Annotated in this window: 11 protein-coding genes and 3 tRNA genes; 11 read left to right on the top strand and 3 right to left on the bottom strand. The window is 73.0% G+C overall.

The features are described 5' to 3' along the window. The first annotated feature begins 51 nt into the window (after positions 1-51). Together ACFWOG_RS34270 and ACFWOG_RS34265 are read left to right on the top strand one after the other, a co-directional pair. Positions 52-2,652: a sensor histidine kinase KdpD gene (locus ACFWOG_RS34270; protein ID WP_329885434.1), complete on the top strand. Its 2,601-nt coding sequence runs from the start codon at positions 52-54 to the stop codon at positions 2,650-2,652. After that, on the top strand, positions 2,649-3,326 hold the full coding sequence (locus ACFWOG_RS34265) for a response regulator (protein ID WP_380363141.1): 678 nt from the start codon (positions 2,649-2,651) through the stop codon (positions 3,324-3,326). Before ACFWOG_RS34270 ends, ACFWOG_RS34265 begins: the two co-directional genes overlap by 4 nt. Positions 3,327-3,596: 270 nt before the next feature. Here the strand turns inward: ACFWOG_RS34265 and ACFWOG_RS34260 are convergent, their stop codons facing one another. Next, on the bottom strand, positions 3,597-4,868 hold the full coding sequence (locus tag ACFWOG_RS34260) for a hydrolase (RefSeq protein ID WP_329885432.1): 1,272 nt from the start codon (positions 4,866-4,868) through the stop codon (positions 3,597-3,599). Positions 4,869-5,131: 263 nt separating this feature from the next. Between ACFWOG_RS34260 and ACFWOG_RS34255 the strand changes: the two genes are divergently transcribed. The 6 genes from ACFWOG_RS34255 to ACFWOG_RS34230 all read left to right on the top strand — a co-directional run bounded on the left by ACFWOG_RS34255 (position 5,132) and on the right by ACFWOG_RS34230 (position 7,695). Beyond that, a tRNA-Thr gene (locus ACFWOG_RS34255) sits at positions 5,132-5,204 on the top strand. A gap of 43 nt (positions 5,205-5,247) precedes the next feature. After that, positions 5,248-5,320, top strand: a tRNA-Met gene (locus tag ACFWOG_RS34250). Positions 5,321-5,407: 87 nt separating this feature from the next. Next, positions 5,408-5,572 carry a 50S ribosomal protein L33 gene (gene rpmG / locus ACFWOG_RS34245; protein WP_006604855.1) on the top strand — a complete coding sequence of 55 codons (165 nt, stop codon included), beginning with the start codon at positions 5,408-5,410 and terminating at the stop codon, positions 5,570-5,572. Between the two features lie 116 nt (positions 5,573-5,688). Beyond that, a complete protein-coding gene (locus tag ACFWOG_RS34240) occupies positions 5,689-6,150 on the top strand; it encodes a MaoC family dehydratase N-terminal domain-containing protein (protein ID WP_329885431.1) in 462 nt (153 codons plus the stop codon). A 5-nt stretch (positions 6,151-6,155) separates the two neighbouring features. Beyond that, positions 6,156-6,578, top strand: coding sequence for a MaoC family dehydratase (locus ACFWOG_RS34235; protein ID WP_329885430.1), 423 nt, complete (start codon positions 6,156-6,158; stop codon positions 6,576-6,578). A gap of 73 nt (positions 6,579-6,651) precedes the next feature. Then, a complete protein-coding gene (locus ACFWOG_RS34230; protein ID WP_329950424.1) occupies positions 6,652-7,695 on the top strand; it encodes a UDP-N-acetylmuramate dehydrogenase in 1,044 nt (347 codons plus the stop codon). Positions 7,696-7,795: 100 nt separating this feature from the next. Here ACFWOG_RS34230 and ACFWOG_RS34225 read toward each other — a convergent pair whose 3' ends face one another. Both ACFWOG_RS34225 and ACFWOG_RS34220 read right to left on the bottom strand, forming a co-directional pair. Continuing rightward, complete coding sequence (locus ACFWOG_RS34225) at positions 7,796-8,824, bottom strand: adenosine deaminase (protein ID WP_329885429.1); 1,029 nt, start codon at positions 8,822-8,824, stop codon at positions 7,796-7,798. Between the two features lie 94 nt (positions 8,825-8,918). Beyond that, entirely contained in the window at positions 8,919-10,166 is a 1,248-nt protein-coding gene (locus tag ACFWOG_RS34220) for a pyridoxal phosphate-dependent aminotransferase (protein ID WP_329950364.1), read from the bottom strand. A 226-nt stretch (positions 10,167-10,392) separates the two neighbouring features. Between ACFWOG_RS34220 and ACFWOG_RS34215 the strand changes: the two genes are divergently transcribed. From ACFWOG_RS34215 to nusG, 3 genes are all read left to right on the top strand, one after another. Continuing rightward, positions 10,393-10,465, top strand: a tRNA-Trp gene (locus tag ACFWOG_RS34215). A 150-nt stretch (positions 10,466-10,615) separates the two neighbouring features. Then, positions 10,616-10,948 (top strand): preprotein translocase subunit SecE, encoded by a 333-nt coding sequence (secE, locus tag ACFWOG_RS34210; RefSeq protein ID WP_329885427.1) that lies wholly within the window; start codon positions 10,616-10,618, stop codon positions 10,946-10,948. A 211-nt stretch (positions 10,949-11,159) separates the two neighbouring features. Beyond that, positions 11,160-12,071 carry a transcription termination/antitermination protein NusG gene (gene nusG / locus ACFWOG_RS34205; protein WP_380363138.1) on the top strand — a complete coding sequence of 304 codons (912 nt, stop codon included), beginning with the start codon at positions 11,160-11,162 and terminating at the stop codon, positions 12,069-12,071. Positions 12,072-12,102: the final 31 nt, after the last annotated feature.

Here is a 12,102-nt window from a genome sequence, read left to right as displayed (position 1 = left end):
GCCCCCGCCCCAGAAGCCGCCTCGTGCGCAGAAGACGAAAGAGCAGCGCCCATGGTCCGCGACCTCGCTCCCGGCACCGGCCACCGCCGAGGCCGGCTGAGGGTCTACCTCGGCTCCGCCCCCGGTGTCGGCAAGACCTACCGGATGCTGGACGAGGCGCGGCGCAGACAGGACCGCGGCGCGGACGTGGTGGTCGGCTACATCGAGTGCCACGGCCGCCGGCACACCGAGTCCATGCTCGCCGGTCTGGAGGTCCTCCCGCGGGTCCACCGCTCCTACCGGGAAGGCGACTTCGAGGAGATGGACCTCGACGGCGTGCTCGCCCGCGGGCCCGCCGTCGTCCTGGTCGACGAGCTGGCCCACACCAACGTCCCCGGCGGCCGGCACACCAAGCGCTGGCAGGACGTCGAGGAGCTGCTGGACGCCGGGATCGACGTCATCACCACCGTCAACGTCCAGCACCTGGAGTCGTTGAACGACGTCGTCCAGAAGATCACCGGCATCCCGCAGCGCGAGACCGTCCCGGACGAGGTGGTCCGCCGGGCCGACCAGATCGAGCTCGTCGACATGGCCCCGCAGGCACTGCGCCGGCGGATGGCCCACGGCAACGTCTACAAGGCGGAGAAGGTGGACGCCGCGCTCTCCCACTACTTCCGGGTCGGGAACCTCACCGCCCTGCGCGAACTCGCCCTGCTCTGGGTGGCCGGGCGGGTCGACGAGGGCCTGCGCGACTACCGGGCCAGCCACGACATCGACCGCGTCTGGGAGGCCCGCGAGCGCGTCGTGGTCGCCCTCACCGGCGGCCCCGAGGGCGAGACGCTGGTCCGCCGCGCCGCCCGGATCGCCGACCGCACCGCCGGCGGCGACCTGCTCGCCGTCCACGTCACCCGCAGCGACGGCCTGGCGGGGGCCTCGTCGGGGGAACTCGCGCAACAGCGGCAGCTCGTCGAGAACCTCGGCGGCAGCTACCACGTGGTGGTGGGCGACGACATCCCCACCGCGCTGCTCGCCTTCGCCCGGGCCCACGACGCCACCCAGCTCGTCCTCGGCACCAGCCGGCGCGGCCGGACCACCCGCTTCCTGACCGGCCCGGGAATCGGCGAGACCACCGTGGACGCCTCCGAGGACATCGACGTCCACATGGTCACCCACGAGTTCACCGGCCGCGGCCGGCTGCCGTCGCTCGGCCGCCGCCACTCCAGGCGCCGCACCGTCACCGGCTTCCTCGCCGGGCTGGTGGTGCCCTGGCTGATCACCGCCGGACTCTCGCAGTCCCACGACACCGTCAACCTCACCACCGACGCGCTGATCTTCCAGCTCGGCGTGGTCGTGGTCGCCCTGCTCGGCGGGGCGACCTCCGCGCTGGTGGCCTCGGTGGTCGCCTCGCTGCTGCTCAACTACTTCTTCATCCCGCCCGTCCACGCCTTCACCATCGGCGAGACCAACAACATCATCGCCCTCACCGTCTTCGCCGCCGTCGCGCTGACCGTCTCCACGGTGGTCGACCACGCCGGCCGGCTCACCGCCCGGGCAGCCCGGGCCACCGCCGAGGCCGAGACGCTCTCCACCCTCGCCGGCAGCGTGCTGCGCGGAGCCGACGCCCTGCCCGCCCTGCTGGAGAAGTCCCGCACCGCCTTCGGCATGCACGCCGTCGCCCTGCTGGAGCGCACCGGCGGCGAGGTGCTGGCCGCCTGCGACGGCGGGGGCGAGCCCGAACCCGGACAGCCGGCCGAGGCCACCGAGGTCCCGGTCGGCGCCGACGCCGTCCTCGTCCTCACCGGACGCCGGCTGCCCGCCGCCGACCAGCGCGTCCTCACCGCCTTCGCCGCGCACGTCGCCGCCGCGCTGGAACGCGACCGGCTCGCGGTGGTCGCCGCCGAGGTCGAACCCATCAAGGCCGCCGACCGGATGCGCACCGCCCTGCTCGCCGCGGTCAGCCACGACCTGCGCACCCCGCTGGCCGCCGCGCTCGCCTCGGTCGGCTCGCTGCGCAGCCCGGACGTCGAGTTCTCGCCCGAGGACCGGGCCGAACTGCTGGCCACCGCCGACGAATCCCTGGTCAAGCTCACCCGGCTGGTCGACAACCTGCTCGACATGAGCCGCCTCCAGGCCGGCGCGCTCACCCTGCACCTCGCCGAGACCCACGTCGACGAGATCCTGCCGCGCGCCCTCGACTCGCTGCCCGACCCGTACGCGCCCGTCCAGCCGCTGGACCTGGAGAACGTGCCGCCGGTCCTGGCCGACCCGCCGCTGCTGGAACGCGTCCTCGCCAACGTGATCGCCAACGCGCTGCGCCACAACGCGCCCGGCGCGCCGGTCCTGGTGGCCGCCAGCCACCACCGGGGCCGGGTCGAGGTCCGGGTGATCGACCGCGGCCCCGGCATCGCCCCCGAGGATCGCGACCGGGTCTTCCTGCCGTTCCAGCGCCTCGGCGACACCGACAACACCACCGGCGTCGGCCTGGGCCTCGCGCTCTCCCGCGGCCTCGCCGAGGCCATGGGCGGCAGCCTGGAGGTCGAGGACACCCCCGGCGGCGGCACCACCATGCTGCTCACCCTGCCCGCCGCGGGGCCGTACGGGCCCGACGGGGGCCGTCCGGACGAGACCGGGCCCGGCACGGGGGAGCGGCACCCGGGAGGGGTCCCCGCATGAGCGAGATCCTGGTCGTCGACGACGAGCCCGCCCTGCTGCGGACCCTGCGGATCAACCTGAGCGCCCGGCAGTACGCCGTGCGGACCGCCGCCACCGGCGGTGAGGCGCTGGACCGCGCCGCGCACACCGCCCCGGACGCCGTCCTGCTCGACCTCGGCCTGCCCGACCTGGACGGCATGGAGGTCATCCGGGGCCTGCGCAGCCGCAGCGCGGTGCCGATCATCGTGCTGTCCGGCCGCTCGGGCGGCGCCGACAAGGTGAACGCGCTGGACGCCGGCGCCGACGACTACCTCACCAAGCCGTTCCTGATGGAGGAGCTGCTGGCCCGGCTGCGGGCGGTGCTGCGCCGCCCGCGGGCCGGCCCGCCCGCGCCCGTGCCGGTGCTGGTCGGCGACCACACGGTGGACCTCGCCGCCACCACCGTCACCGGTCCGGACGGTCCGGTCCGGCTCACCCCGACCGAGTGGCGGATCCTGGCCCTGCTGCTGGCCAGCCCGGGCCGGCTGGTGCCGGGCCGGCGCATCCTGCGCGAGGTCTGGGGGCCGGACCGGGAGCTGCGCGGCAACTACCTGCGGGTCTACCTGGCGGGGCTGCGCCGCAAGCTGGAACGCGATCCGGCGCGCCCGCGCCACCTGATCACCGAACCCGGGATCGGCTACCGGTACGAGCCCTGAGGCCCGCGCGGTGCGCGGGCGGCGTCAACGAGCCGTCAGGAGCGGACCTCCGGGCGTCAGGAGGGCGTCAGGAGGGGGCGGTGGGGGCGGTTCGCGGGCGTAGCGTCAGCGGCGAGGAAGCGGCCCCGCTCCATGTGGGGGATGCCTGGGGCCGCTTCGCCGCCTCGGCGGCCAGGGTGGGGGAAGGGGCGCGCGGTCGACACTGCGCGCCCCTGCCGCCTGTTCGGAGCAGGGCGACCGCCCCTGCCCGGGCGCCCGCGCTGCGGCCGGTCACCCCCCGCCCGCGCTGCCCGACTGCCGGGGCAGCGCCAGCGCCACCGTGTCGGCGAACTCCCGCACCGCGCTGGTCCGGCTGACCACGCGTCCGCTGTGCACCACCAGCCGGCTGTGCCCGCCGGCCAGCGCCCCCGCCAGGCTGTCGCCGCGGACCGCCAGCAGCTCGGCCGGGAAGCCGGCGTCCACCCGCACCGGAGGCAGCCCGAGCGCCGCCCGCGCCTGGTTGGACACGGTGTCGTACGCCGCGTCGGGGCTCAGCACCCCGCCCGCCGCCAGCAGGTACGCGGCCTCCAGCGGATCGGCCCGACCGACCGGGTTGGCGCCGTCCCGCAGCGAGCCGCTGCCCGCCACCAGTGGCACCCGCGCCTCCACCAGCTCGCGCAGCACCGAGTGCCGCAGCCCGACCGCCGGGCCCTCCAGACCGGAGCAGCCGCCGTTCTGCGGCAGGCAGACCACCCGGACCCCGCTGCTGGCCAGCACCGCCGAGGCGCCCGGCGCCAGCGACCCGCACGGCCCCAGCACCACCCGCGGCCGCAGCGGTCCGAGCGCCCCGGCCAGCCGGGCCAGCTGTCCCGGGTCGGCGGCCGTGGTGTGCAGGTCCACCGGGCAGTCCGCCTCCCGGGCGGCCTCCAGCAGCACCTGGACGAAGCCCGCCGGGTCCGGGTCCAGTTCGGGGCAGCCGCCGGCCGCGGTGGCCCCCAGCTTGAGCGCGTCCCGCAGCTGGGCCCGGCCGTCCGCACCGGCCCGGCCGGTGAGCAGCCGGGGCATGGCGACGGCCTGCAGATCGGCGAGGCCGCGCAGCGCCTGGCGGGCGGTGAGCACCGCCTCCAGCCGGCGCAGCCCGTGCACGTCGCCGATCCGGACGTGGGTGCGCTGGGCGGTGGCGCCGTAGCCGAGCGAGGTGAGCGCGGCCTCGGTGACCCGCCGGGTGAGGTCGGAGGGCGTCTCCGGCGGAGGGGCGGGCAGCGCGGCGGAGAAGGCGACGTCGTAGTGGGCGTGCACCTCGGCGGGGGCCGGCAGCAGCAGGTAGCCGCGGAGGTCGATCCGGGCGCCGGTGGTGACGGTGGGGGCGCCGGGCAGGGCCGGCAGCGGGCCGAGACCGCCGGAGGTGCCGACGGCCTGGATCCGGTCGCCGCTGATCCGGACGTCCACCACCCGGCCGTCGGCCAGCCGTGCGTCGGTGAGGAGCAGGACGGGGCCGTGCCCGAGCGGGTTGGCCGCCGGGCCGGGTCCGGGCTGCGGCCCGTCGGCGGCTGCGCTGTCCATCGCCCGGCTCCCTCTTCGTGCCGGCCCGGCCCGCTGTCCACGGCCCCGTCCCGGTTCCGATCAATGAGCGACGAGCCTACGGCGGGCAGGGGCGGGGCGCAGGGAGGCGGGCAATAGTCGTATCGGGTCGGGCCGCTGCCCGACCGGGCCGGTCGAACGCGCTGCCTTCGATCGCTCGCCAGTGCAGGCCGTCCACCTGCGGACTTCGCGGCGGGATACGGATTTCACCTCTGGGCGCGGAACGTGTAATCTCTTCCTCGTTCGCCCCTATAGCTCAGTCGGTAGAGCGTCTCCATGGTAAGGAGAAGGTCTGCGGTTCGATTCCGCATGGGGGCTCTGGTGAGAGAGGACCGGCTTCGGCCGTGTTCAGGATCACCGTGGCGGTGTAGCTCAGTTGGTAGAGCAAGCGGCTCATAATCGCTGTGTCACCGGTTCAAGTCCGGTCACCGCTACTCCGCGTAGTCGGTCGGGAGATCGCACTCCCGGTCGGCTACTCTTGTCTTTGTTCTCATTCATTGTTGTACAAGGAAGGCACTCCCGTGGCTGCCACCGATGTCCGCCCGAAGATCACGCTGGCCTGCGTGGAGTGCAAGGAGCGGAACTACATCACCAAGAAGAACCGGCGTAACGACCCGGACCGTCTTGAGATGAAGAAGCACTGCCCCCGCTGCAACTCGCACACCGCGCACCGCGAGACCCGTTGACCCTGTTGCAGGGCACCGGGCCTGTGTGAACCAGGTCTACGACTCCGGGCCGCAATCCTCATTGGGTTGCGGTCCGGAGTTTTTTTGTCATCCAACGCGCTTCCGAGGAGTTGCCCGTGGCACTCGACCCCTCCTTCATCGGGCGGACGTACCCGCCCACCGAGCCGTACGAGGTCGGCCGGGAGAAGATCCGCGAGTTCGCCGCCGCCGTGGGCGACGCCAACCCGGCGTACACCGACCAGGAGGCGGCCAAGGCGTTCGGTCACCCGGACGTGATCGCCCCGCCGACCTTCCCGTTCATGCTCACCTTCCGGGCCGCCGCCCAGGTGGTCCAGGACCCCGAGCTGGGCCTGGACTACAGCCGGGTCGTGCACGGGGACCAGAAGTTCGTCTACACCCGCCCGGTCCGGGCCGGTGACCGGCTGACCGTCGAGGTCGCCATCGACAACATCAAGTCACTGGCGGGCAACGACGTCCTCACCGTGCGTGGCGAGGTGTCGGACGAGACCGGCGAGCACGTGGTGACGTCGGTCATGACGCTGGTGGCCCGGGCCGCCGACGAGAAGACGGGGGAGTGAGCCCGATGGCGATCAGCTACGACGAGGTCGAGGCCGGCACCGAGCTGCCCGCGCAGTCCTTCCCGGTGACCCGCGCCACACTGGTGCAGTACGCCGGAGCCTCGGGCGACTTCAACCCGATCCACTGGAACGAGAAGTTCGCCCTGGAGGTCGGCCTGCCCGACGTCATCGCGCACGGCATGTTCACCATGGCCGAGGCGATCCGGGTGGTCACCGACTGGGTCGGCGACCCGGCCGCGGTGGTCGAGTACGGCGTCCGCTTCACCCGTCCGGTGCCGGTGCCCAACGACGGGGTCGGCTCCGTGATCGAGGTCACCGGCAAGGTGGCCAAGCTGCTGGACGACCGCAGGGTCCAGGTCGACCTGGTGGCGACCTACGGCGGCCAGAAGGTGCTGGGCATGTCCCGGGCCGTCGTCCGGCTGGCCTGATCCTCCGCCCGGCCCGACCCTCCGGCCCGAACGGGCGGGGTGCGTACGGGGGCCCCGTACGCTGGGGGGCGTGCTGGAAGAACTCGACGCCCCCCTCGCCCCGCTGACCACCCTCCGGCTCGGCGGCCCGGCCCGCCGCCTGGTGACCGCGCACACCGACGACGAGGTGGTCTCGGCCGTCCGCGCGGCCGACGCGGCGGGCGAGCCGCTGCTGGTCCTCGGCGGCGGCTCCAACCTGGTGATCGGCGACGCCGGCTTCGCCGGCACGGTGCTGCGGATCGCCACCACCGGCTTCGCGCTGGACGGCACCGCACTGGAGCTGGCCGCCGGTGAGGTCTGGGCCGACGCGGTGGCCCGGACGGTCGACCACGGGCTGGCCGGCGTCGAGTTCCTGGCCGGCATCCCCGGCTCGGCCGGGGCCACCCCGGTGCAGAACGTCGGGGCCTACGGCCAGGAGGTGGCCCAGACGATCACCGAGGTGGTCGCGTACGACCGCCGGTCCGGCGAGGTGCTCGCCCTCACCGGCGCCGAGTGCGGCTTCTCCTACCGGCACAGCCGCTTCAAGGCCGAGCCCGACCGCTACGTGGTGCTGCGGGTCCGCTTCGCGCTGGAGGACGCCGGCGGGCAGTCCACCCCCGTCCGCTACGCCGAGGTCGCCAAGCACTTCGGGGTGGCCCAGGACGAGCGGGTCGGACTGCGCGAGGCGTACGAGGCGGTGCTGGGCCTGCGCTCCGGCAAGGGCATGGTGCTGGACCCGGCGGACCACGACACCTGGTCGGCGGGCTCCTTCTTCACCAACCCGGTGCTGGACCCCGAGCAGTACGCCGTGTTCCTGGCACTGGCCGCCGAGCGCGAGCTGACCGCCCCCGCCTACCCGGCGCCGGACGGCCGCACCAAGACCTCGGCGGCCTGGCTGATCGACAGGGCCGGGTTCGGCAAGGGCTACGGCAGCGGCCCGGCGACCCTCTCCACCAAGCACACCCTGGCGCTCACCAACCGGGGGGCCGCCACCACCGAGGACCTGCTGGTGCTGGCCCGGGAGATCCGGGACGGCGTGCGCGCCGCCTTCGGGGTGGAGCTGGTGAACGAGCCGGTGATGGTCGGCGTCACCCTCTGAGGCCCCTCCCCGGGGGATCGCGGGGTGACTCCCGGGGAGGCTCCGGGGCGACTCCCGAGGAGCTCCGGGATGACTCCCCGGGACGACTCCCCGGGCTGACTCAGCCCGCCAGCCAGGCGTCGACGTCCGCGAGCAGTTCCTTCCGCACGCTCTCCGGCGCGCACGAACCGCGCACCGACTGGCGCGCCAGTTCGGCCAGTTCGGCGTCGGAGAAGCCCAGGACGTCGCGGGCCAGGCCGTACTGGTCGGCCAGCCGGCTGCCGAACAGCAGCGGGTCGTCGGCGCCGAGCGCCAGCGGCACCCCGGCGTCGAACAGCCGTCGCAGCGGGACGTCCTCAGGCCGCTCGTAGACGCCGAGCGAGACGTTGGAGGACGGGCAGACCTCGCAGGTGACCTGGCGGTCCGCCAGCCGTTGCATCAGCCGGTCGTCCTCGGCGGCCCGGACCCCGTGGCCGATCCGGCCGGCGCCCAGGTCGTCCAGGCAGTCGCGGACCGACTCCGGTCCGGCGAGTTCGCCGCCGTGCGGGGCCGCGAGCAGCCCGCCCTTGCGGGCGATGTCGAAGGCCCGGTCGAAGTCGCGGGCCAGGCCGCGCCGCTCGTCGTTGGAGAGGCCGAAGCCGACCACGCCCCGGTCGGCGTACCGGACGGCGAGCCGGGCCAGGGTCCGGGCGTCCATCGGGGACTTCATCCGGTTGGCCGCGACCAGGACCCGGATACCGACCCCGGTGGCCGCGGCGGCCTGCTCGACGGCGTCCAGGATCAGCTCCAGGGCGGGGATCAGCCCGCCGAGCCGGGGCGCGTACGAGGTCGGGTCGACCTGGATCTCCAGCCAGCGCGAGCCGTCCCGCCGCTCGTCCTCGGCGGTCTCCCGGACCAGGCGGCGGATGTCGTCCTCGTCACGGAGCACCGAGCGGGCGGTGTCGTAGAGGCGCTGGAAGCGGAACCAGCCGCGTTCGTCGGTGGCCCGCAGGCTCGGCGGCTGGTCGGAGCTGAGCGCCTCCGGCAGCCGGACGCCGTGCCTGTCGGCCAGTTCCAGCAGGGTGGCCGGGCGCATCGAGCCGGTGAAGTGCAGGTGCAGGTGGGCCTTGGGCAGGTCCCTGACGTCTCGCGGGTTCAGCAGGCGTTCCATTCACGAATCCTGCCGTACGGAGGGCCCGGACGGGAACCGCCCCCTTCACATCCCCCGAAGGGGTGAAAAGGGGGCGGGCCGGGAGCCGGTGCCGTCAGTCGCGGGCCTCGGCGAGCAGCTTCTGGATCCGGCCGACGCCCTCGGCCAGGTCGGCGTCGCCCAGCGCGTAGGAGAGGCGCAGGTAGCCCGGGGTGCCGAAGGCCTCGCCGGGGACGACCGCGACCTCGGCCTCGTCGAGGATCAGGGCGGCCAGCTCGCCGGAGGTCTGCGGGCGCTTGCCGCGGATCTCCTTGCCCAGCAGGCCCTTGACGGACGGGTAGACGTAGAAGGCGCCCTCGGGCTCGGGGCAGACCACGCCGTCGATCTCGTTGAGCAGCCGCACGATGGTCCGGCGGCGGCGGTCGAAGGCGGTGCGCATCTCGTGCACGGCCGAGAGGTCGCCGGAGACGGCGGCGAGCGCGGCCCGCTGGGCGACGTTGGAGACGTTCGAGGTGGCGTGCGACTGCAGGTTGGTCGCGGCCTTGACGACGTCCTTGGGGCCGATCACCCAGCCCACCCGCCAGCCGGTCATGGCGTAGGTCTTGGCGACACCGTTGACCACGACGGTCTTGTCGGCGAGCTCCGGCAGCAGGGCCGGCAGCGAGGTGAACTCCGCGTCGCCGTAGACCAGGTGCTCGTAGATCTCGTCGGTGAGCACCCAGAGGCCGTGCTCCAGCGCCCAGCGGCCGATCGCCTCGGCCTCGGCCCGGGTGTACACCGCGCCGGTCGGGTTGGACGGGGAGACGAAGAGCACCACCTTGGTGTTCTCGGTGCGCGCGGCCTCCAGCTGCTCGACCGAGACCTTGTAGCCGGTGGTCTCGTCGGTCACGACCTCCACCGGCACGCCGCCGGCCAGCTGGATCGACTCCGGGTAGGTGGTCCAGTACGGGGCCGGGACGATGACCTCGTCGCCCGGGTCGAGGATCGCCGCGAACGCCTCGTAGATCGCCTGCTTGCCGCCGTTGGTGACCAGCACCTGGGAGGCGTCCACCTGGTAGCCCGAGTCACGGAGCGTCTTGGCGGCGATCGCCTCCTTCAGCTCCGGCAGTCCGCCGGCCGGGGTGTAGCGGTGGTTCTTCGGGTCACGGCAGGCCTCGACGGCCGTCTCGACGATGTAGTCCGGGGTCGGGAAGTCCGGCTCGCCGGCGCCGAAGCCGATGACCGGACGGCCGGCCGCCTTCAGGGCCTTGGCCTTGGCGTCGACGGCGAGCGTGGCGGACTCGGCGATCGCGCCGATCCGGGCGGAGACGCGCCGGTCGGCGGGGCGGACGGAACTGTCGGGCTGCGGGGTGGAAGCGCTCATGCCTGCATGGTCGCAGACGGCACACGGCCCGGGCATGGCGGTTTCACGATATGTACGGGGCCGTCCACATGGCGGCCCGGAAAGAAGAGGTTCGACCAAACACCCCCCGACCACGTACACTCACTGCTCGACGGACACCGAGCCGACCGGAACGCTCGCCACCTGTACCTGGGGCGGCGGGAGATGCGGTAGGTTGGTGGTCGCTACTGGAGCCGAAAAGCTCCGTAGGGCAATAGCTCAATTGGTAGAGCACCGGTCTCCAAAACCGGCGGTTGGGGGTTCAAGTCCCTCTTGCCCTGCTGCTTGATCCGTACTCAGCCCGTTCGCTCCAAAGAGCGAGCGGGCTTGATGCGGAGAGGGCACCGAACAGCACCGCTTTAGCCGGCCGCTCGTGCCCTACCCGGGTACGCAGGTGATGCTCGGCAGGACCCGGATTCAGGTGAGGACGAGTGACGGAGACCACGGGCTCCACCGCAACGCCTGAGAGCGGCAACCCCGAGGGGGCCGACGGCGCTGCCGAGACCACGCCTGCGGAGGGCGAGTCCCGCCGCAAGCGCTCTGGCGAGAAGAAGTCGGGCAAGCGCGGCAAGAAGGGCCCCTTCGCCCGGCTCGCGCTGTTCTACCGGCAGATCATCGCCGAGCTGCGCAAGGTTGTCTGGCCGACCCGCAGCCAGCTGGTGAACTACACCACGGTCGTGGTCGTGTTCGTCGTGATCGTGATGGCGTTCGTCTCCGGTCTCGACTACGGCTTCTCCAAGCTGGCCCTCTGGATCTTCGGCTGACGGAACCGCCACACCTTTGAAACAGCTTCCCGACCCGGGCCGGTCCTCGGCCCGGGTCGAGCTGTCTGCGTCGGAGGTACGGGGCCGCTACCGTTGACTCGGTACTGTTGAAGTCTCCGAGGCGAACTTCCGGCGCCCGCGAGAGCGGACCGGCACCGGGAACGCCACGGAGCGCGCCACCTTCACCATCTCCAGGAAAGAAGCAGCCACCGTGTCTGACTCCCCCCTGTACGACGCCGACGAGACCGTCCGCGAGGCGGATGTCGCCGCCGAGCTGGACGCGGCCGAGCTGGCTGACGACGTCGAGGCCGCCGAGCAGATCGTGGACGCCGCGGACGGCGACGAGGACGAGGCCGAGGCGCACGACGAGGTCGAGGCCGGCGAGCCGGCCGAGGAGGCCGCGCTGCACGAGGAGTCCGACGAGGAGCTCGCCGAGGAGACCGAGGCCGCAGCCGAGGACGAGGCCGGGACCGAGGACGAGACCGAGGCCGAGGACGAGGCCGAGGAGGCCGTCGAGGTCGACCCGGTCGCCAAGTTCCGCGAGGACCTGCGGTTCATGCCGGGCGAGTGGTACGTGATCCACACCTACGCCGGCTACGAGAACCGGGTGAAGCAGAACCTGGAGCAGCGCGCCGTCTCGCTCAACGTCGAGGAGTACATCTTCCAGGCCGAGGTGCCGCAGGAGGAGGTCGTCCAGATCAAGAACGGCGACCGCAAGACCATCCGCCAGAACAAGCTCCCCGGCTACGTCCTGGTGCGCATGGACCTCACCCCGGAGTCCTGGGGCGTCGTGCGCAACACCCCCGGCGTCACCGGCTTCGTCGGCAACGCCTACGACCCGTACCCGCTGACGCTGGACGAGGTCGTCAAGATGCTCGCCCCGGACGTCGAGCGCCAGGCGGCCAAGGAGGCCGGCAAGCCCTCCCCGGTCAAGCCCAGCGAGATCCAGGTCCTCGACTTCGAGGTCGGCGACTCGGTCACCGTCACCGACGGTCCGTTCGCCACCCTGCAGGCGACCATCAACGAGATCAACCCCGACTCGAAGAAGGTCAAGGGTCTGGTGGAGATCTTCGGCCGGGAGACCCCGGTCGAGCTCTCCTTCGACCAGATCCAGAAGAACTAGTCCCAACCGTCCGCGGATTAGGGGGCGGGGC

Source organism: Kitasatospora sp. NPDC058406, assembly GCF_042722765.1.
Lineage (GTDB): Bacteria > Actinomycetota > Actinomycetes > Streptomycetales > Streptomycetaceae > Kitasatospora.
This window is presented reverse-complemented; position numbering and strand designations above follow the sequence as displayed.